The following is an 18,562-nucleotide window of genomic DNA, read 5'->3' as shown; positions in this document are numbered from 1 at the left end:
GTCCCGCCGTCGACCGACGGCGGGACCGGCCCCGGCCCGGTTGAGGTGCGGTCAGAGCGCCACGCTCGCCAGCACCGTCTCGTCCCGGTCGAGCACGCTCAGCCCGGCGGGCGGCTCCTTGCCCAGTTCCGTGAAGTGCCGGCGGACGCTGAGGGCGGCCGACGGGAGGCCGGCCAGCAGCGCCTGGGGCAGCGGTTCGTCGGAGAGCCAGTGGACGAAGAGGGTCCAGCCGCCGTCCTCGTCCTCGGATCTCTGCTGGGCGGGTTCGATCCTCCCGGCCAGGTGTCCCAGCAGGCCGAGGACGGCCGTCATGTCCTCGCCGTCGATCCTCGTCCGGTTCGTCTCCACCAGAAGCTCGGTCATCCGTCCTCCTCGTCCATCGGGCGGGTCGGTTGTCGCGTACGTCGTCGCGCGGTGGTGCGGGCGGCGCTCAGACGGCGAGCAGCCGGTCGAGCAGGGTGTGGTACTCACGCATCGCGAGGCGCAGTTCCTCGGTGGGGATACCGGTGTCCGGGTCGGCGGCGTTGTCCTCGCCGCGTAGCCTGCGGCGCTGTTCGTCGAGGGATTCGACGAGCAGGCCGACGGCCTTGGCGACCAGTTCGTCGGCCTGGGCCACCGCGTCGCGCGGGTCGTCGACGAAGCCGGTCTGCACCGCGCGCCACTGCGCGGTGAGGCGCTTGGCGTGCTCCTCGCCGAGCCGGCCGGGGCCGTCCGGCGGCCGGGGTCCGGTCTGCGTGCCTGCTTCGGCCGGCACCTCCGGGGGGCCATCGGCCTGCCGCGGGATCTTGGCCACCCGGACGGGCGCCCCGGCCCGCTCGCCGGCCTGCTCGCCGGGCCGTTCGCCACGCTGCTCAACGGGCTGCTCTCCGAGCCGTTCGCCGGGCCGTTCGCCGACGGCCTTCTCGGGGCCGGCCTTCTCGGGCCCGGCCGTCGGCCGGCCGTCGCGTCGTTCCTGCCCGTCGTCCGGGCGTTCGGTGTCCTTGTCGGGCATGGGCTCAACCTCCTGGACGGCGCCGGTTCAGCCGGCGGACGGGGTGGGATTCACGGGGCGGCCGCTGCGGGCTTCGGCGGCCTCGGGGCTCGCCGACAGGGCGGGCGAGGGACGGGCGGACGGCCGCTCGGCCCGCAGTACCGCGAGGGTGAGCTCACGGATCGCCAGCAGAGCCGTCCGGAGCTCCTCGGTGCCGACCTGGACGGCCTGGGCCCGTTCCAGCGACCGCCGGGCCTCCCGGTAGCCGGGCAGAAGGCCGCCGTGGTGCACGGACACCGACTCCAGCCGGCCCTTGGCGGGGTATCCGACCTGGTCGAGCAGTTCGGTCAGCAGCCGGTCGGCCTCGGCGGCGGCCCGGCCGGGGTCGTCGACGAACATCTCCTGGAGCCGCCCGAGCTGTTCGAGCATCCGCTCCCGCTCGGCCGGGGCGATCGCCTTCAGGTCGAGTGCGCGGGCCAGCCGGAGACGGTCCGACAGTTCCCGCTCCGCCTCGCCCACCCGGCCGCCGTGGCCGAGCAGGGTGCGGTCGTACTCCGGGCCGAAGCGCTCGCGCAGCCGACGGGTCCTCAATCTCGGTGCCATGACGGCAACCACTGCCACCGCCGCGAGCAGGCAGACAACGAGGATGGTCACCATGGTCATCGCAGCCCCTCTCTCGATCGCGCCGGACCTGCGTCCGGCTGAGGGGCCGTCTTACCGCCGCCGCTGGTCCCAAACCCGGTGCCCGGGCGCTTCCGCGAGTTCCGCCCGAATCACCCCTCGCCGCCAACTACGCACTGCGGCAGCGGGATCAGCGGCGGGCACTGCAGGTATGTGTGCGTCAGCGGGGGCCGGGTAGGCGCGGGTCCGGCGGACTCCCCGCCGGTGGTCCGGCGGGTGACGTACGGGCTCTGAAAGGTGGAACTCATGGGGATAGGCGGCTGCATCATCGTCTTCGCGGTCGGGGCCATTCTGACCTTCGGCGTCGACTGGCACATGTCCGGGGTGAACGTCGACGTGGTCGGCGTCGTCCTGATGGCCGCGGGCCTGCTCGGCCTGTGCGCCTACGTCGCGGTCTTCCGGCGGCGCCGCTATCCCGGTGGCCGGGTGCCGGGCGAGACCATCGTCGAGGAGCGCCGCTCCTACGACGTGTAGGGAGGTGCAGGAGGGTGCTCGCCACGCGCCCGCCGGCGGGCAGCAGCCGTCCGGCGGGCCGGAGCCATCCGGCCGGGCACCGGCTACGAATGGCCTGTGGGAGGCTGCCATGACCACCCTGACGTTTCCGGCGTCCGGACCGTGCCGGGCGGAGTCCGACCTGTGGCGGCTGCCCCCGGACGGCAGGGCCGCGTTCGTCCTCCGGGAGCGGGTCGTCGCCCAGCTGCGGGGCTGGCACCTCGCGGAGCTGGGCCCGGACCTGGCGTTGATCGCGAGCGAACTGGCCGGCAACGCCGTCCGGTACGGGCGGCCGCCGATCTGGGCGAACCTCCAGGTGATGACCGGCCCCGGCCACCGGGAGTCGGTGCGACTCGTGGTGGCCGACTTCGGCCCCGGGTTCGCCGTCGACGAGATCGTCCGGTCGTGGCCGCTCTCGGGCACCTCTCGCAGCGAGCACGGGCGAGGCCTGCTGCTCGTCGACGCGCTGGCGGGCGACTGGGGCAGCGAGGTCCGCCCGCCGCTCAGTCTGACCTGGGCGGACCTCCCGGCCGTCGGCTGAGCGGCCGGCCGGCCGGGTCACCCGTCGGAGCCCCGTGCCGCACCGCGGACGGCGGGCCGGCGACCACGGGCCTCAGGACGGCTGCGGCCCCGCGAAGCCTGCGCCGTCGAGGTCGTCCGGCCCCGGTCCGTCCTCGAACTCGTCCCCGAACTCGTCGGTCACCGGCCCGGCGTCGGCGGACAGCCGCTCGCCGGCGAACTCCAGCCACACCGACTTGCCGGCGTCACCGGTGGTCGCCCCCCAGCGGTCCGAGAGCTTCTGGACGATGAACAGCCCGTGCCCCCCGGGGCGCCCCGGATCGTGCGGCGCCCGGAGCACGGGAGGCGTCGGGTCGTCGTCGAGCACCTCCACGCGCAGCAGGCCGGTCGAGGCCTGGAGGACGAGTTCCCGCGGGCCGCCCGCGTGCAGGCAGGCGTTCGCCAGCAGTTCGGAGACGGCCAGCAGCACGTCGTCCGCCGCGCTCTGCCCGTACGGGTCCTGCTCGTCCAGCCAGCCCCAGTCCACCAGTGCCTGACGGGTGAAGTCCCGGCCTCTCGCCACCTGCCCCCTCACCCCGGACAGCGGCAGCCGCCGGCGCTGCCCGGTCGCGGGCAGGCCCGGGCGCGCCGGCCCCGGGTCCTTGGGAGTGTGCAAACTCATCTGGTTCACCCCGCCATGGTGCTGTGCACTCGTCGAGTCCGACCGGTGCGGGTGCTGCCCGCGGTGCCGGTCGCGTGTGGTGGTGGTTCGTCTGCCCGGTACCGGCCTGCGGACACCCCCGCCCGGGGGCACGGCCGTACGGATGTGCGCCGGGTCACCGGGTCGCGACGGCGGCGTCCACCGAGTCGTGGATCGCGAAGACGGTCTCCGCCCCCGTGATCTCGAAGACCCGGGCCACCTGGGGCGCGAGCGACACCAGGGCCAGCGGCAGGTCGGCGGCCTGGGCGGCGAGCCGGGTCTGCAGCAGCAGGTTGAGTCCGGAGGAGTCGCAGAACTGCAGGCCGGCCAGGTCGACGACGAGCATCGCCGGGCCGCCCGCGATCGCGTCGTCGAGGGCCGCGCGGGCCGGGCCGAGACTGTCGAGGTCGAGTTCGCCCGCTAGTGCGCAGACCACGGCCCCGTCCGTCTGCCGGATCTCCACGCTGAGCCTGCCCTGCGCGTCCGACGCCCTGGCCGAGCCCTTGTCCGCATCACCGATGGTCATCGCCAACACCTTCCACAACACTCCTCCGCACCCTCGCAGAACCACCTGCTCGGTGTCGTCTTCCTGGCCCGGGGGCCGTCCGGCAGCTTATCCCCGACCGCCGCCCTGACCCAGAACGTCAGCCCGCGTCCGTCGCGGGCGGGGGGCTCGACCGGCCTCAGGACTCCTCGCCGACAAGACCGGTGCGCAGCCCCGTGAGGATCCGCAGCAGGATCCTGGACACCTGCATCTGGGAGATGCCGAGGCGGCCGCCGATCTCGGCCTGGGTCAGTTCCTCGACGTAGCGCATCGACAGGACGGCACGGTCGCGGTCCGGGAGTGCGGCGACGAGCGGCTTGAGCGCGGCGAGGTTCTCGGCGCGTTCGAAGCCCGGGTCCTGGAAGCCGAGCCGGGCCGCGAGGACATTCTCCCCGGTGCCGTCGCCGGTGGCGTCGAGCGAGCCCGCGGTGTGGCCGCGGCTGGCGACCAGTCCTTCGATGACCTCCTCCTCGCCGAGGCCCAGGTGGGCGGCGAGGTCGGCGACGGTGGGGGCGCGGTCGAGGCGCTGCTCCAGGAGGTCGGAGGCCTTGGCGATCGACAGGCGCAGTTCCTGCAGCCTGCGCGGCACGTGCACGGACCACGTGGTGTCGCGGAAGAAGCGCTTGATCTCGCCGGTGATGGTCGGCAGGGCGAAGGAGCTGAACTCCAGGCCGCGCTCCGGCTCGAACCGGTCGATCGCCCTGATCAGGCCGATCGTGGCGACCTGGAGGATGTCCTCCATCGGCTCCCGGCTGTTGCGGAACCGGCCGGCCGCGTACCTCACCAGGGTCTGGTTGAGCTCGACCAGGGTGGCGCGCGTGTACGAGTACTCGGGGGTGCCCTCCTCCAGCGCGCGCAGGCGGGTGAAGAGTGCCTTGGAGAGCCGGCGGGCGTCGGACGGCGCGACCTCGCCGGGATCCCCGGCCATCGGTATGCCGCCGGCCTCCCGGGTCTCCGGGCGGGTGGGCGGCGTCTCGGCGGCCGGGCAGTCCGTGCCGGACTCACCGGCCGGTGCGGCAGCGTGCAACGTCGTCATCTCGGTCCTTCCAGCGGGTGCCCTCGGGTCAGGGCCCCGGGTACCCGGGATCTACGAGGGCATGCGCGCGCCCGATTATTCTTCACATTTCCTTCACAATCAACGGGGCGGCACCCTCAGCGCCGGCCCGCCTCCGCCCCGAGCAGCATGTGCAGCCTGATCGTGAAGTCCGGCTCCGAGGTGCGGGTCTCGACGAGGTCGCAGAGCTGGTGGATCATCCACAGGCCGCGGCCGCCCTCGGCCTGCGTCAGGCTCGGCCGGGACCGGCCCGCCAGCGGGTCGGTGCAGCGTCCCGCGTCCCGGACCTCGGCCACCGCGCAGCCCTCGGCGACCCACAGCCGCAGCCTGCCCTGCCCGCCGCCGTGGGCGAGCGAGTTCGCCGCGGCCTCGCCGATCGCCAGCACCAGGTCGGCCGCGCGCGCGGCCGGCAGGGCGAGCGTCGCCGCCCACCCGTGCACCTGGGCGCGGAGCTCCGCCAGGCCGCCCGGGCCGTAGCCGAGCTCCCGGGCGCCCGCCGGCTCCGGCAGCGGCGTGTCGCAGTCAGCGGTGACCTTCAGCGGGTCGGTGTAGTCGCCGCTCGGGCCGGTCGCGCCGCGCCGGACCAGTTCGGGGTGGGTGCGCCTGGCGTCGGCCAGCACCGCGGCGGGCAGGCCGGCCGTGTCGTACGGGCACAGGACGGTCGACTCGTGGCCGCGGAAGGCCAGGTTGATGAGGGCCTCGTGGCGGGTCGCCTCGGTGATCTCCGCAGCGGAGCGGCCGGGCCAGATCGGCTCACCGACGATCCGTACCGTGCGTCCGCCGTGCTGGGCCGCGAACTCGCGCAGCCGCGCCAGGATCCGGCCCGGGTTGCGGCCCAGGCTGCCCATGTCGGTGCTCTCGACCCGGTCGAAGGCCGTCCCGAGCACCTCCCGGAGCAGCCCCAGCCGGGCCTGCGGCACCGCGACCAGGACGGGTTCGGAGGCGGCCAGCGCCGCCCGGACGAAGCCGCCGACACCCGCCGCGTACTCGGTGGCGCCTCGGTAGAACAGCGCCGGGTGGACGAACGGATCGGTCTGCCCGGCCGGTCCGCCGGCTCCGTCGGCCGCGGGCCCCGTGGACGGCGCGGCGACCGGGCGGGGGTCGGTGCCGGTTTCGATCACTGCGCCTGCTCCCTCTCTGTGTCGCTCTCCTGCGCCGGTGGCCCGTCGCGCCGGTCGTCGCCGCCCTGCGGCGGGGGCGGGTCGGTGCCGGGCCCGACGCCACTGCGGTCGACCGGCGTTTACCCGGCAATGCTGCCGTCACACGTCCGGGGAGAGCATTCCGGAGGCCGTCGTCCCCTCCCACCGTGCTGCGACGCCGGGGAGCGGCCCGCCCAGTGTCACAGATCCCGCAGTCCTGCGGACCGGCGGCCGCCCTCCGTGGGGTAGCCTCCACCTGCCCCATCAATCGTGCCGACCGGCCCGTCGGTGGTGGCACCAGAGGTCCAGGAGCGCACTCCGCACCCCTGTGCGTCTCCTGATCGATCCTCCGGCCTGGCAGCGGACGAGGGGAAGTACCGGACGACATGTCTGAGAGCACCGTCGACAAGCGGGCGTCCACAGCGGCCGGTGGCCGCCCGGTCGGCGCCGGCGGTGTCGGGGAACCCGAGCTGCGCCAGCTGCTGGCCGGTCTGACGGCGGTGCGCGACGGCGACTTCGGCACCCGGCTGCCCGACGACGACGGGCTGCTGGGCGAGATCGCCAGCGTCTTCAACGGCATGGTCGACCAGCTGTCCCTGTTCACCTCGGAGGTGACCCGGGTGGCCCGCGAGGTCGGCACCGAGGGGCGCCTCGGCGGCCAGGCCGACGTCCCGGGGGTGTCCGGCACCTGGGAGGACCTCACCGACTCGGTCAACGCGATGGCCGGGAACCTCACCACGCAGGTCCGCGACATCGCCCAGGTCGCCACGGCGGTCGCCAAGGGCGACCTCACCCAGAAGATCACCGTGGACGCCCGCGGCGAGATCCTGGAGCTCAAGAACACCGTCAACACGATGGTCGACCAGCTCTCGGCGTTCGCCGGAGAGGTCACCCGGGTGGCCCGCGAGGTCGGCACCGAGGGGCGCCTCGGCGGCCAGGCGAACGTCCGGGACGTCTCCGGCACCTGGCGCGACCTGACCGACTCGGTGAACTCGATGGCCGGGAACCTGACGGCGCAGGTCCGCTCGATCGCCCAGGTCGCCACGGCGGTGGCCGGCGGTGACCTCTCGCAGAAGATCCGGGTGGACGCCCGCGGCGAGATCCTGGAGCTCAAGAACACCATCAACACGATGGTCGACCAGCTCTCGGCGTTCGCCGGAGAGGTGACCCGGGTGGCCCGCGAGGTCGGCACCGAGGGGCGCCTCGGCGGCCAGGCGAACGTCCAGGACGTCTCCGGCACCTGGCGCGACCTCACCGAGTCGGTGAACGTGATGGCGGACAACCTGACGGCGCAGGTCCGCTCGATCGCCCAGGTGACCACCGCCGTGGCGAGGGGCGACCTGTCCCAGAAGATCCGGGTGGACGCCCGCGGCGAGATCCTGGAGCTCAAGGAGACCATCAACACGATGGTCGACCAGCTCTCGGCGTTCGCCGACGAGGTGACCCGGGTGGCCCGCGAGGTCGGTACCGAGGGCAACCTCGGCGGCCAGGCGACCGTACGCGGGGTCTCCGGCACCTGGAAGGACCTCACCGACAACGTCAACGTGATGGCCTCCAACCTCACCGGCCAGGTCCGCTCGATCGCGCAGGTCGCCACGGCCGTCGCGCGCGGCGACCTCTCGCAGAAGATCACCGTGGAGGCCGAGGGCGAGGTCGCGGCCCTCGCCGGAGTGATCAACACCATGGTCGACACCCTCTCCGCGTTCGCCGACGAGGTGACCCGGGTCGCCCGCGAGGTCGGCACCGAGGGCACGCTCGGCGGCCAGGCCCGGGTGCCGAACGTGGCCGGCACCTGGAAGGACCTCACCGACAACGTCAACTCGATGGCGAACAACCTGACCGGGCAGGTCCGCAACATCGCGCAGGTCACCACCGCCGTCGCGCGCGGCGACCTGACCCGCAAGATCGACGTGGATGCCCGCGGCGAGATCCTGGAGCTCAAGACCACCATCAACACGATGGTCGACCAGCTCTCCTCCTTCGCCGCCGAGGTCACCCGGGTGGCGCGCGAGGTCGGCACCGAGGGACGGCTCGGCGGCCAGGCGGAGGTCGAGGGCGTCTCCGGCACCTGGAAGCGCCTGACCGAGAACGTCAACGGCCTGGCCGGGAACCTCACCCGCCAGGTGCGCGCCATCGCCGAGGTGACCAGCGCGGTCGCCGAGGGCGACCTCACCCGCTCCATCACCGTCGAGGCCCCCGGTGAGGTGGGCGACCTCAAGGACAACATCAACTTCATGGTGGAGTCGCTGCGCGAGACCATCCGGGCCAACCAGGAGCAGGACTGGCTCAAGTCCAACCTGGCCCGGATCTCCGCACTCATGCAGGGCCGCCGCGACCTCTCGGTCGTCGCCGAGCTCATCATGGACGAGCTCACCCCGCTCGTCGCCGCCCAGTACGGCGCCTTCTACCTCGCCGAGGAGACGACGCACGGCCCGGAGCTGCGGCTGATCAGCTCCTACGGGATGTACGACCGGCCCGACGGCAGCGGGCAGCCGGTCTCGTTCCGGTTCGGCCAGTCGCTGGTCGGCCAGGCGGCCCGCAGCCGGCGGACCATCTCGATGGACGACGTGCCCGCCGGGTACGTGACCATCTCCTCCGGCCTGGGCTCGGCGGAGCCCAACTCCCTGCTGGTGCTGCCCATCGTGGTCGAGGGCCAGGTCCTCGGGGTCATCGAGCTGGCGTCGGTGCACCGGTTCACCCAGGCCCACCAGGACTTCCTGGACCAGCTGATGGAGACCGTCGGCGTCAACGTCAACACCATCGTCGCGAACGCCCGTACGGATGAACTGCTCGGCGAGTCCCAGCGGCTGACGGCCGAACTCCAGGTCCGCTCGCGGGAGCTGCAGTCCCGTCAGGAGGACCTGCAGTCCTCCAACGCCGAACTGGAGGAGAAGGCGGCGCTGCTGGCGGCGCAGAACCGCGACATCGAGACCAAGAACCTGGAGATCGAGCAGGCCCGCCAGGAGCTGGAGGACCGCGCCCACCAGCTGACCCTGGCGTCCACCTACAAGTCCGAGTTCCTGGCGAACATGAGCCACGAGCTGCGCACCCCGCTCAACAGCCTGCTCATCCTCGCGCAGCTGCTCGCCCAGAACCCGAGCCGCAACCTCACCACCAAGCAGGTCGAGTACGCCGGGATCATCCACTCGGCGGGTTCCGACCTGCTCCAGCTCATCAACGACATCCTCGACCTCTCCAAGGTCGAGGCCGGGAAGATGGACATCAACCCGGAGCGGGTGCCGCTGCGCCAGCTGCTCGACTACGTCGAGGCGACGTTCCGGCCGCTCATCACGCAGAAGAGCCTGAGCTTCGAGATCACCACCGCCGCCGGCGTGCCCGCCGACATGTTCACCGACGACTACCGGCTGCGGCAGGTGCTGCGCAACCTGCTCTCCAACGCCGTCAAGTTCACCGAGACCGGCGGCGTCCGGCTGAGCATCGAGAACGCCTCCGACGCCGAGCTGCCGGAGCTGGCCCGGCACAACGGCCCGGTGCTCGCCTTCCGCGTCGAGGACACCGGGATCGGCATCGCCGAGGAGCACCTGCAGAGCGTCTTCGGCGCCTTCCAGCAGGCCGACGGCACCACCAGCCGCAAGTACGGCGGCACCGGGCTCGGCCTGTCCATCAGCCGCGAGATCGCCTACCTGCTGGGTGGCGCGATCACCGCACGGAGCAGCGTCGGGCAGGGCAGCGCCTTCACGCTCTACCTTCCCGCGGCGCGCAGCGACTTCGCCGCGCCGCCGGCCGCCGGCCCCTCGGCCTTCCCGCTCACCGCGGCCGACGGCGCCCTGGCGGCGCTGCCCCGCGGCTCGGGCGCGCACCCGGCCGCGCCGCAGCTCCCCCAGCAGCGGCGCAGGCTCCTGGTGGTCGAGGCCCGCCCCAACGGCCTGCTGTCGCTGGTCGCCGAGAGCGCCGTCGCCGACCTGACCGACGCGGGGGACCTCGGCAGTTCGCCGCACTCGGTCGAGGTCGTCACGGCGCTCGGGGTCCAGGAGGCCGCGGCGGCGCTGGCCACCGCGGCGTGCCACTGCGCGGTGCTCGACCTCGACCTGCCCGACGGCGCCGCCCTGCGGTTCCTGGACGAGGTCAGCGGCGATCCGGCTCTACGGGGAGTGCCGATCCTCGCGCACAACAACCGCCGCCTGCAGGCCGACCAGGAGCTGACCCTCCAGTCACGGACGGCCTCCCAGCCGCTCGAACTGCTCTCCAGCCTGGACGAGCTCCGCGAGCGGATCGCCCTGCACCTGAGTGCCGACCAGCCCGGCGACGTGATGCCGCTGGTCCGGCCGGACGACTCCCCCGCGCCGGCCGGGGGCCGGACGGACGGCAGCCTGGCCGGCCACACCGTCCTGGTCGTCGACGACGACGCCCGCAACCTCTACGCGATCACCGGCATCCTGGAACTCCACGGCATGCGGGTGCTGCACGCCGAGAACGGCCGGGCCGGCATCGAGGCGCTGGTCGCCAACCCCGCCGTCGGCATCGTCCTGATGGACGTGATGATGCCGGAGATGGACGGGTACGCGGCGACGGCCGCCATCCGCGCCATGCCGGAGCACGCCGCACTGCCGATCATCGCGGTCACCGCGAAGGCGATGCCCGGGGACCGCGAGAAGAGCCTCGCCTCCGGTGCGAGCGACTACGTCACCAAGCCGGTGGACGCCGGCCACCTCATCGCCTGCATCCGGCGCTGGCTCGGGCGGTAGCGCGTCCCCGCCACCAGCCCCGCCGCCCGCCCCGCCAGCAGCCGTCCGCCGCCGCACCGACCGGAGGAACAACCCGTGCAGGTCCCCCCGCAGCCCGAGGAGGCCACCCTGCCGGGCGCCCGGCGGGCGCCCGGCGGCGAACTCGCCGTGGGGCGGCTGGCGTCCACCGTCGAGCGGCTCCACCGGCAGGTCCAGGAGGCCCATGCCACCGCCGACGGGCGGGCCCTGATCGAACTGGCCAAGGGCATCCTGGTCGAGCGGCTGCGGTGCGGCCCGGCGCAGGCCGGCCGGCAGCTCGACGACCTCGCCCGCCAGGCCGGGCAGTCGGCCCTGGAGCTGGCCGCCGACATCGTCAACCAGGCGGCGCGCGACCACCTGACCGACGCCGCCCGCGACCTCCTGGCCCGCCCCCGGGAGGAGGGCCCGGCCGGCTCGACGGCGGTCCGCCTGCGCAGCGCGGAGAGCGGGGCGCTCGCCGCCGGCGACAGCCAGGCGGTGGCCGACTCACTCCTCGAACACGCGCTGGCCCCGCTCGGCGCCGGCGCGGTCGCGATCTGGGCCGCCCACCCCGACGGCTCGCTCTCGCTGGCGGGCCACGCGGGGTTCCCCGCCCAGGAGGCCGCGCAGTGGCACTACGTGCCGCCGGGTGTGGCCACCCCGGCCCGCCAGGCGCTCGCCGGACGCAGCGCCGTCTGGATCGAGTCCCTCGCCGAGGCCGGCCCGCCCTCCATCGGCCGGCACCGCTACGGCGGCGGCCGCGCCGCCGTCCCCGCGGGGAGCGGCGGCCGGATCACCGGCGTGCTGGAGATCTGCTGGCCGGATCCGCTCCCGCCGCAGTCACCGCAGATCCGGCGCCAGGCGGAGGCGCTCGCCGAGCTGTGCGCCCACACCCTGGACAGCCAGTCGGGCCCCTCCCCGTACCGGCCCGGGGCCACCCCCCGGGAGGCCCCGCAGCGGCTGAGCGAGCTGGTGGACCTCGCCGACGGCCTGCACGACCCGGCCCTGGTCCTGCTGCCGCACCTCGACGACGGCCGCACCACCGACTTCCGGATCCACCACATCAGCAGCCGCTTCGTCGACTTCGCGGGCCGCCCGCGCAGCGCCGTCGCCGGCTCGCTGCTGCTGGAGGCGTACCCGCTGGCGGCCGAGGCGGGCGGCCTGTTCGAGAAGGTGGAGCACGTCCACGCGACCGGCGAGCCGTTCCGGGCCGAGCAGCTCACCCTCTCCGCCGTCGTCGGCCAGGTCGCGCTGAACGCCGTCGCCAACGTCAACATCACCCGCCAGGGCGGGGCGGTGCTGGTCGTGTGGCGGATCAAGGACGAGGCCACTCGCGTCGCCGAGCTGCTCCAGCACGCCCAGCGGCTCGGGCGGATCGGCGGCTTCGAGGAGAACGTCGTCACGGGCGGCATCACCTGGAACAGCCCGCTGTTCGACCTCTACGGCCTGAGCCCGTCGGCCGCGCCGATCCCGATCGACCAGCTCCCCGGTCACGCCCACCCGGACGACGCCGAGGTGATCGGCCGCTTCCTGCGGACCCTGCTGCACCGCCTGTCGCCCGCGTCCACGGCCTTCCGGCTGCAACGCGCCGACGGCATCGCGCGGCACATCCGGGTGGTCGCCGAGCCGGTGCTGGACGCGGACGGCCGGCTCACCGCGGTGCGCGGCGCCTACCAGGACGTCTCCTCGCAGCACTGGACGGAGGTCGCGCTCGCCGCCACCCGCGACCGGCTCGCCGAGAGCGAGCAGCACGTGGCCGAGCGCAACCGCCTCGCCCGGCAGCTCCAGCAGGCCATCATGCCGCCGTCCCGGGGCCCGATGGACGCCTCGGGGCTGCGGATCGGGGTGCGCTACCGGCCCGCCGAGAAGGACGACCTGGTCGGCGGCGACTGGTACGACGCGGTGGTGCTGCCGTCCGGGCAGATCCTGCTCTGCGTCGGCGACGTGGCCGGCCACGGCATCGAGGCGGCGACCGGGATGGTCGCGCTGCGCAACGCCCTGCGCGGGCTCGCCGCCACCGGCGCCGGCCCCGGCCAGCTGCTCGCCTGGCTGAACGTCGTCGCCCACCACCTGACGGACAACGTCACCGCCACCGCCGTCTGCGGCCTCTTCGACCCCGCCACCCAGACCCTGCGCTGGGCGAGGGCCGGGCACCTGCCGCCGGTCCTGCTGCGGGACGGCCGGGCCGGCACGCTCCCGCCGATCAGCGGCCTGCTGCTGGGCGCCGTCCCGGAGGCCGACTACGAGGAGGCCGAGGTCCAGCTGCAGGCCGACGACACCCTGCTGATGTACACGGACGGGCTGATCGAACGCCGGGACCGCTCCGTCCAGGAGTCGCTGGACCGGCTGCTCGCCATCGCGCACGGCTCCGACCGGACGGGCGGCGCGCAGGGCCTGGAGCGGCGGCTCGACCACCTGCTGACGCACAGCAACTCCGACACCGACGACGACACCTGCCTCATCGGGATCCAGCTGATCTGACCCGCCGCCGGACGCGCAGCAGCCCCGGACCGGGGGGGGGTGGTCCGGGGCTGCGCTGTGGGGTGGGCCCGCCGGGGGGAGTCGGGCCGTCCCAGGGGACGTCTCACCCGGATTCCGGCGGCCAAACCACGGCCGACCGAAGTTTCCGCACCACGGCGATTCCGCCCTACGGCCGGGACACCGGGCCGTGCCGGGCGATCAGCCGCAGGCGGGCCGCGGTGACCTCACGGGCGGGTGCGGACACCCGGGCGCGGGGCGCGCGGGCCTGTCGGCTGCCGACCGCCAGGATCACGGCCAGGAGTACGGGCGAGAGGATCAGGAGCAGGATGGCCATCGGAACCTCCGGGGCTCGGCCGGAACACGGGTGGTGGGTCGCCGCCGGGCGCCCGGGGGTGCCCGCCCCGCTCACTCCTCGACGAGGAGCCCGGCCCGCAGATGGGTGAGGATCCTGGTGAGCAGCCGCGAGACGTGCATCTGGGAGAGGCCGAGGCGCTGCCCGATCTCGGACTGCGTGAGCTCCTCGCCGAAGCGCATCGCGAGGATCTCCCGGTCGCGCGAGGGCAGCGCCGCGATCAGGGGCTTGAGGCTCTCGTGGTTGAGGGTGGCGTCGAAGCCCGCGTCCTCGACGGCGAGCCGGCGGGTGAGGGTGCTCTCGGCGTCCTCGGCGTCGGCCGGCGCGTCGATGGAGCGGGTCTCGTACGCGTTGCTGGCGCTCAGGCCCTCCACGATCTCTTCCTCGCTGAGGGAGAGGTGCGCGGCCAGCTCGGCCACCGTGGGCGAGCGGTCCAGCCGCTGCTCCAGGGCGTCCGAGGCCTTGGCCAGGGCGAGGCGCAGCTCCTGCAGCCGCCGGGGGACGTGCACCTTCCAGCTGGTGTCCCGGAAGAAGCGCTTGATCTCGCCGACGATGGTCGGCAGGGCGAAGGTGGAGAACTCCACCCCGCGGTCCGGGTCGAAGCGGTCGATCGCCTTGATCAGGCCGACCGTGGCCACCTGGACGATGTCCTCCATCGGTTCGCTGCGGTTGCGGAAGCGCCCTGCCGCGAACCGGGCGAGCGTCATGTTCAGCTCGATCAGCGTGCCGCGTACGTAGGAGTACTCGCGGGTGCCCTCCTCAAGGGTGCGCAGCCGGACGAAGAGGTCCCTGGAGAGGTGACGCGCGTCGGCCGGGCCGACGGCCCCCGGGTCCAGTATCGGCCGGGGCTCCTGGTGGGCGGGGCCGGTGCGCGGGTCGGTTCCGACGCCTGCGACGGAGTCCGTCGGATCCGTGAGCAGGGAGCTCGGGATCGCGGTGAGCTGCGAGGCCGTCATGGAGAGCCTTCTCCTTCGGTTTCGCCAGCCCGGGGTCGGGCCCGCTGGTCCACCCCGCTTACCCCCGACCGGTCGGAGGATGCGCCCTGATCCGAGAGTCGTCCGAATTATACGGATAATTCCTTTATCCGCACCGCGACAGCACCCTTTCCCCCCACCGGCCCTGCCGGACCGTCAAGGCGGCGGAAACCGTGGTGAGTGCCGTACGGATGCCCGGGTAGGCGGTGCGGCGCGGCCGCGGCCTCACGGCTCGGCCCGCCCGGGAGCACCGGATGCTCCCCGGCCTTCGACAACCTGCGCCCGCCCGGCCGTGCGCCGAGGACACGGCCGGGCGGCGCTTCGAGGAGACACCCGATGGTTCTCGCCACACGACTGCCCGGTGCCCTGGAGCACCACTGGGAGTGGCAGCTGCACGCGGCCTGCCGCGACCACGACACCCGGCTGTTCTTCCACCCGCCCGGCGAACGCACCGCCGCCCGCGCCGAACGCGAGCAGGAGGCCAAGGCCGTGTGCGCGACCTGTCCCGTCCGGCGGGAGTGCCTGCTGTTCGCGCTGGAGGCCCGGGAGAGGTACGGCGTCTGGGGAGGCACCGGTGAGCGCGAGCGGCTGGACATCATCGCCCCCGCGCACCGGGGCCGCCGGACGGTCCGGACCGGTACGGCCGCCGCCTGAGCGGCCGGCGGGGAACGCCCGCCGGCCGGTCACTCGGTGTCGCGGGCGATGTCGAGCGCCAGGGTCTGCAGGATCTCGTCGGTCGAGGCCGGCGCCCCGGTCTCGTCGTAGGCGTCCGCGACCGCCTCGAAGGCCAGCACGAACCCGGTCATCAGCGCGCTCAGCGGCTGGGAGAGCTGGTTCAGCACGGCGAGGCCGACCTCTTCCGCGTCCGCCGACGCGGGGACGAAGAAGTAGTCGGGGATCACCTCGCCGAGCAGGCCGGAGACGTAGTCCGGCCCCACCCCGCTGCGCAGGGCCGTGAGCGCCGCGATGGCCTTCAGCTTGATCTCGTTCTCGGTCATGGGGCGAGCGTATGAGCGCGGCCGGGCTCCGGACGGTGACGACCTGCGCTTTCCGCGCCATGGCGGCCCGCCCGGGGTCGGGCGGGCGTCGGCCCCGAGGCCATCGGCGGGCCGCCGTATGACGATCCGGACCCGCGGGCCCGGAAAGCCCGGGTCCGGTACTACGCTGGCCGCATGTCGAAACCCGATGGGCTGCTCGTCGACATCGCCGCGAAGGTCGAGTCCGAGCACAGCAATCAGATGCCCCTCACCGTGGTCGTCCCAGGCGCCGTCATCACCGGCAGGCTCGCCCCGGAATCGCTCTGGCGACAGCGCGTGGCCGAGGTCCTCGAAGCGTCCGAACACCTCAAGGCGTTCGCGAACCTGTTCGCGTCCGGCGAGCCGGCCAGGGAGCAGCCCGACACCGGCCCGCCCGCGGCGGACCACGAGCGGCCGACCCACCTCCACCTGCACGTCGCCAGGATTTTGCAGGGCAGCTACGGACTGCCCCACACCGGGGGCATGTACCGCATCGCCATCGCGGACATCAGCAGTTGGACGGTCGGCGACCTGAGCTACTCCGACCAGTAGCCACCGGGTCGCCGGGCCCGTCCGGGCGGCCGCAGTGCCCGGACGGGCGCCCGGGGCGGCTCACGGGACGATGGAGTCGACGTAGCCGCCGTCGACCCGGACCGCCGCACCGGTGGTGGCCGACGCCTGGGGCGAGCTGAGGTAGACGACGAGGTTCGCGATCTCCTCGGGCTCGATCAGCCGGCCGAGCAGCGACTGCGGGCGGTGCACGCGCATGAACTCGCGCTGCGCCTCCTCCCAGGGCAGCGACCGGTCCACCAGTGAGTACACGAAGTCCTCCACGCCGCCCGTGCGGGTCGGCCCGGCGATGACCGAGTTGACGGTCACTCCGCTGCCGGCCGCCTCCTTGGCGAACCCCCGTGAGACCGCCAGCAGGGCGGTCTTCGACATGCCGTAGTGGATCATCTCGGCGGGGATCACGATCGCGGAGTCGCTCGCGATGTTCTGGATCCGGCCCCACCCCTGCCGTGTCATGCCGGGCAGATAGGCACGGATCAGCCGCACCGCGCTCAGCACGTTCACGTCGAAGTACTCGCGCCAGAGCGCGTCGTCGATCTCCAGGGCCGGTGTCGGCCCGAAGATCCCGAGGTTGTTGACCAGGATGTCGGCGTGCGGGACGGCCGCGCAGAGCTGCTCCGCCCCCTCCGCGCGGGCGAGGTCGGCCGCCACCGCGGACACCTCCGCCGAAGGGACGGCACGGCGCAGGTGCTCCTGCGCCTCCTGGAGCCGCCCCGCGCCGCGCCCGGTCAGGACCACCCGCGCCCCGGCGTGTGCCAGGCCGGTGGCGATGGCCAGGCCGATGCCCTGGGAGGAGCCGGTCACGACGGCCGTCCGGCCGGCCAGGTCGATCTGCACGTCGTCACTCCTGTGGGGCCGGCGGTGCGGGGGCGCACCCGGACAGATTCTCATCGCCTTTGGAGAATTCCGGGCATTTCACCCACCTGTCGGCCCGGCTGTCTCCGAAGTCAGGACATGAACGCCAACCGCGGTACACCGGGAGCACGGCCCGGCAGGCCGTCCGCCCGGCTGGACCGACGGCCACCACTCCCACCCCGGGTACTGGACTCCGACAGCGGCAGGACCGTACACGCCCGGCTGCCCTGCACAGCCGCCCAGGCGCCCGCCTCACGCTCGTCCGCCGTCAGCCGGCCGGGCGCAGGAAGACCTCGTCGGCGTAGCACCAGGCCCAGTCCTCGCCCGGTTCGAGCGACCGGGCGAGGTCGTGACCGGGCCCGGCGTGCGCATGGGCGTGCTTCTTCGGCGAACTGTCGCAGCAGCCCACGTGCCCGCAGGTCAGGCACTCCCGCAGGTGCACCCAGCGGCTCCCGGTGCGCAGGCAGTCCTCGCAGCCGCGCACCGTCCTCGCAGCGGTGTCCTGCGCCTGGTCCAGGTGTGTGCAGGACCGCTGGACGGTCGCGCCGAGGTCCTCGGCCACCTGCCAGGCGGGGTTCTCACTCATACCTCCCACGATACGCAGACGCCCGGCCACTGCCCGGCCACTCCCCCGGCGGCGCCGCGCCCGTTCAGGCCTGCCGGTAGAGCTCGGTGAGGAGTTCGACCGCCGCGGGGCCGGCCGGATGGGGGTCGTCCCGCCACCAGGCCAGCCGGACCGCGATCGGTGCGGCGTCCCGCACCGGCCGGAAGACGATGCCGGGCCTCGGGTACTGGGAGACGGTGGCCTCGGCGGTGACGCCCACGCACCGGCCGGTCGCGATCAGGGCCAGCCAGTCGTCGATGTCGTTGGTGTACTCGACCGCCGGCCGGGCCTGCGGGGGCCACAGGTCGATGGTGGTCGTGCCGGTCCGCCGGTCCAGGACGAGGGTGCGGGAGCCGGTCTCCGCGAGCCGCACGAAGCGGCGACGGGCCCAGGGGTCGTCGGCGGCCATCGCGCAGAAGCGCCGCTCCAGCCCGACGATCACACTGTCGAACCGCCGCTCGTCGGGCGCCGTCCGGACGACGGCGAGGTCGCAGGCCCCCTCGGCCAGCCCGCCGGTGGCGGAGTTGGTGCGGACGAGCTGGAGTTCGGTGTCCGCCCGCAGGACCGGCCACCGGCGCTGGAAGGCGAGCGTGTGACGGCCCATCGCCGACCAGGCGTAGCCGATCCGCAGCCTGGTCCGGCCCACGGTGGCCTCGTGCACCAGGCCGTCCACCTCCGCCAGGACCCGGCGGGCGTGGGAGAGCACCCGGGCACCGGCCGCGGTGACGGTCACCTCCCGGGTGGTGCGGCGCAGCAGCCGGGTACCGAGTTCGTCCTCCAGGGCGGCGAGGGTGCGGGACACGGCGGCCTGCGAGACGCCCAGGTCGAGGGCGGCGTCGGTGAAGCTCCCGGCCTCCGCGATCGCGAGCAGGCAGCGCAGGTGCCGCAGTTCGAGACTCATGACCGGAGCGTATAACCGGCGCGTCGCA

Annotated in this window: 19 protein-coding genes; 6 read left to right on the top strand and 13 right to left on the bottom strand. The window is 73.7% G+C overall.

The window, feature by feature from the left end; all coding sequences use genetic code 11:
- Positions 1 to 51: 51 nt before the first annotated feature.
- From ACFUK0_RS19590 to ACFUK0_RS19580, 3 genes are all read right to left on the bottom strand, one after another.
- A complete protein-coding gene (locus ACFUK0_RS19590) occupies positions 52 to 363 on the bottom strand; it encodes a hypothetical protein (RefSeq protein WP_380251803.1) in 312 nt (103 codons plus the stop codon).
- A 67-nt stretch (positions 364 to 430) separates the two neighbouring features.
- Positions 431 to 991: a hypothetical protein gene (locus tag ACFUK0_RS19585; protein WP_380251801.1), complete on the bottom strand. Its 561-nt coding sequence runs from the start codon at positions 989 to 991 to the stop codon at positions 431 to 433.
- 27 nt (positions 992 to 1,018) lie between these two features.
- Positions 1,019 to 1,633: a hypothetical protein gene (locus ACFUK0_RS19580; protein ID WP_380251799.1), complete on the bottom strand. Its 615-nt coding sequence runs from the start codon at positions 1,631 to 1,633 to the stop codon at positions 1,019 to 1,021.
- Positions 1,634 to 1,897: 264 nt separating this feature from the next.
- Here ACFUK0_RS19580 and ACFUK0_RS19575 point away from each other — a divergent pair, with 264 nt between their 5' ends.
- Together ACFUK0_RS19575 and ACFUK0_RS19570 are read left to right on the top strand one after the other, a co-directional pair.
- Positions 1,898 to 2,125, top strand: a complete 228-nt coding sequence (locus tag ACFUK0_RS19575; RefSeq protein WP_380251797.1) for a hypothetical protein — start codon at positions 1,898 to 1,900, stop codon at positions 2,123 to 2,125.
- 109 nt (positions 2,126 to 2,234) lie between these two features.
- The gene (locus ACFUK0_RS19570; protein ID WP_380251795.1) at positions 2,235 to 2,684 is read left to right on the top strand and encodes an ATP-binding protein; all 450 of its coding nucleotides are present in this window, start codon (positions 2,235 to 2,237) and stop codon (positions 2,682 to 2,684) included.
- A 72-nt stretch (positions 2,685 to 2,756) separates the two neighbouring features.
- Here ACFUK0_RS19570 and ACFUK0_RS19565 read toward each other — a convergent pair whose 3' ends face one another.
- From ACFUK0_RS19565 to ACFUK0_RS19550, 4 genes are all read right to left on the bottom strand, one after another.
- Entirely contained in the window at positions 2,757 to 3,323 is a 567-nt protein-coding gene (locus ACFUK0_RS19565) for an ATP-binding protein (RefSeq protein ID WP_380251793.1), read from the bottom strand.
- A gap of 154 nt (positions 3,324 to 3,477) precedes the next feature.
- Positions 3,478 to 3,867, bottom strand: a complete 390-nt coding sequence (locus tag ACFUK0_RS19560; RefSeq protein ID WP_380251791.1) for an STAS domain-containing protein — start codon at positions 3,865 to 3,867, stop codon at positions 3,478 to 3,480.
- 157 nt (positions 3,868 to 4,024) lie between these two features.
- Positions 4,025 to 4,921: a SigB/SigF/SigG family RNA polymerase sigma factor gene (locus ACFUK0_RS19555; protein ID WP_380251789.1), complete on the bottom strand. Its 897-nt coding sequence runs from the start codon at positions 4,919 to 4,921 to the stop codon at positions 4,025 to 4,027.
- Between the two features lie 116 nt (positions 4,922 to 5,037).
- Positions 5,038 to 6,060 (bottom strand): anti-sigma factor RsbA family regulatory protein, encoded by a 1,023-nt coding sequence (locus tag ACFUK0_RS19550; RefSeq protein ID WP_380251787.1) that lies wholly within the window; start codon positions 6,058 to 6,060, stop codon positions 5,038 to 5,040.
- A 404-nt stretch (positions 6,061 to 6,464) separates the two neighbouring features.
- Between ACFUK0_RS19550 and ACFUK0_RS19545 the strand changes: the two genes are divergently transcribed.
- Positions 6,465 to 10,784: a HAMP domain-containing protein gene (locus ACFUK0_RS19545; protein WP_380251785.1), complete on the top strand. Its 4,320-nt coding sequence runs from the start codon at positions 6,465 to 6,467 to the stop codon at positions 10,782 to 10,784.
- A 75-nt stretch (positions 10,785 to 10,859) separates the two neighbouring features.
- A complete protein-coding gene (locus ACFUK0_RS19540; RefSeq protein WP_380251783.1) occupies positions 10,860 to 13,262 on the top strand; it encodes a SpoIIE family protein phosphatase in 2,403 nt (800 codons plus the stop codon).
- Between the two features lie 166 nt (positions 13,263 to 13,428).
- Here the strand turns inward: ACFUK0_RS19540 and ACFUK0_RS19535 are convergent, their stop codons facing one another.
- Both ACFUK0_RS19535 and ACFUK0_RS19530 read right to left on the bottom strand, forming a co-directional pair.
- Positions 13,429 to 13,596 (bottom strand): hypothetical protein, encoded by a 168-nt coding sequence (locus ACFUK0_RS19535; protein ID WP_380251781.1) that lies wholly within the window; start codon positions 13,594 to 13,596, stop codon positions 13,429 to 13,431.
- Positions 13,597 to 13,667: 71 nt separating this feature from the next.
- Complete coding sequence (locus ACFUK0_RS19530; RefSeq protein ID WP_380251779.1) at positions 13,668 to 14,570, bottom strand: RNA polymerase sigma factor SigF; 903 nt, start codon at positions 14,568 to 14,570, stop codon at positions 13,668 to 13,670.
- A gap of 354 nt (positions 14,571 to 14,924) precedes the next feature.
- Here ACFUK0_RS19530 and ACFUK0_RS19525 point away from each other — a divergent pair, with 354 nt between their 5' ends.
- Positions 14,925 to 15,242, top strand: coding sequence for a WhiB family transcriptional regulator (locus tag ACFUK0_RS19525; protein ID WP_380251778.1), 318 nt, complete (start codon positions 14,925 to 14,927; stop codon positions 15,240 to 15,242).
- A gap of 29 nt (positions 15,243 to 15,271) precedes the next feature.
- On the opposite strand, the gene ACFUK0_RS19520 is transcribed toward ACFUK0_RS19525, so the two are convergent.
- Positions 15,272 to 15,586 (bottom strand): hypothetical protein, encoded by a 315-nt coding sequence (locus ACFUK0_RS19520; RefSeq protein WP_380251776.1) that lies wholly within the window; start codon positions 15,584 to 15,586, stop codon positions 15,272 to 15,274.
- Between the two features lie 174 nt (positions 15,587 to 15,760).
- Here ACFUK0_RS19520 and ACFUK0_RS19515 point away from each other — a divergent pair, with 174 nt between their 5' ends.
- On the top strand, positions 15,761 to 16,156 hold the full coding sequence (locus ACFUK0_RS19515) for a hypothetical protein (RefSeq protein ID WP_380251774.1): 396 nt from the start codon (positions 15,761 to 15,763) through the stop codon (positions 16,154 to 16,156).
- 60 nt (positions 16,157 to 16,216) lie between these two features.
- Here ACFUK0_RS19515 and ACFUK0_RS19510 read toward each other — a convergent pair whose 3' ends face one another.
- The 3 genes from ACFUK0_RS19510 to ACFUK0_RS19500 form a co-directional block, all read right to left on the bottom strand.
- Entirely contained in the window at positions 16,217 to 17,011 is a 795-nt protein-coding gene (locus ACFUK0_RS19510) for an SDR family NAD(P)-dependent oxidoreductase (RefSeq protein WP_380251772.1), read from the bottom strand.
- A gap of 286 nt (positions 17,012 to 17,297) precedes the next feature.
- Positions 17,298 to 17,615 carry a UBP-type zinc finger domain-containing protein gene (locus ACFUK0_RS19505; RefSeq protein WP_380251770.1) on the bottom strand — a complete coding sequence of 106 codons (318 nt, stop codon included), beginning with the start codon at positions 17,613 to 17,615 and terminating at the stop codon, positions 17,298 to 17,300.
- Between the two features lie 64 nt (positions 17,616 to 17,679).
- On the bottom strand, positions 17,680 to 18,534 hold the full coding sequence (locus ACFUK0_RS19500) for a LysR family transcriptional regulator (RefSeq protein WP_380251768.1): 855 nt from the start codon (positions 18,532 to 18,534) through the stop codon (positions 17,680 to 17,682).
- Positions 18,535 to 18,562: the final 28 nt, after the last annotated feature.

This window comes from Kitasatospora sp. NPDC057223, assembly GCF_042669755.1.
In the GTDB taxonomy this organism is placed as follows: Bacteria; Actinomycetota; Actinomycetes; order Streptomycetales; family Streptomycetaceae; genus Kitasatospora.
Note: the sequence above shows the minus strand (reverse complement) of the source record. Positions and strands in the feature narration are given on the sequence as shown.

Bases quoted from the DNA above. Each gene is read 5' to 3' on its own strand.
- ACFUK0_RS19590 (WP_380251803.1), bottom strand. From the start codon at position 363: ATGACCGAGCTTCTGGTGGAGACGAACCGGACGAGGATCGACGGCGAG.
- ACFUK0_RS19585 (WP_380251801.1), bottom strand. From the start codon at position 991: ATGCCCGACAAGGACACCGAACGCCCGGACGACGGGCAGGAACGACGC.
- ACFUK0_RS19580 (WP_380251799.1), bottom strand. From the start codon at position 1,633: ATGACCATGGTGACCATCCTCGTTGTCTGCCTGCTCGCGGCGGTGGCA.
- ACFUK0_RS19575 (WP_380251797.1), top strand. From the start codon at position 1,898: ATGGGGATAGGCGGCTGCATCATCGTCTTCGCGGTCGGGGCCATTCTG.
- ACFUK0_RS19570 (WP_380251795.1), top strand. From the start codon at position 2,235: ATGACCACCCTGACGTTTCCGGCGTCCGGACCGTGCCGGGCGGAGTCC.
- ACFUK0_RS19565 (WP_380251793.1), bottom strand. From the start codon at position 3,323: ATGAGTTTGCACACTCCCAAGGACCCGGGGCCGGCGCGCCCGGGCCTG.
- ACFUK0_RS19560 (WP_380251791.1), bottom strand. From the start codon at position 3,867: ATGACCATCGGTGATGCGGACAAGGGCTCGGCCAGGGCGTCGGACGCG.
- ACFUK0_RS19555 (WP_380251789.1), bottom strand. From the start codon at position 4,921: ATGACGACGTTGCACGCTGCCGCACCGGCCGGTGAGTCCGGCACGGAC.
- ACFUK0_RS19545 (WP_380251785.1), top strand. From the start codon at position 6,465: ATGTCTGAGAGCACCGTCGACAAGCGGGCGTCCACAGCGGCCGGTGGC.
- ACFUK0_RS19535 (WP_380251781.1), bottom strand. From the start codon at position 13,596: ATGGCCATCCTGCTCCTGATCCTCTCGCCCGTACTCCTGGCCGTGATC.
- ACFUK0_RS19530 (WP_380251779.1), bottom strand. From the start codon at position 14,570: ATGACGGCCTCGCAGCTCACCGCGATCCCGAGCTCCCTGCTCACGGAT.
- ACFUK0_RS19525 (WP_380251778.1), top strand. From the start codon at position 14,925: ATGGTTCTCGCCACACGACTGCCCGGTGCCCTGGAGCACCACTGGGAG.
- ACFUK0_RS19520 (WP_380251776.1), bottom strand. From the start codon at position 15,586: ATGACCGAGAACGAGATCAAGCTGAAGGCCATCGCGGCGCTCACGGCC.
- ACFUK0_RS19515 (WP_380251774.1), top strand. From the start codon at position 15,761: ATGTCGAAACCCGATGGGCTGCTCGTCGACATCGCCGCGAAGGTCGAG.
- ACFUK0_RS19505 (WP_380251770.1), bottom strand. From the start codon at position 17,615: ATGAGTGAGAACCCCGCCTGGCAGGTGGCCGAGGACCTCGGCGCGACC.
- ACFUK0_RS19500 (WP_380251768.1), bottom strand. From the start codon at position 18,534: ATGAGTCTCGAACTGCGGCACCTGCGCTGCCTGCTCGCGATCGCGGAG.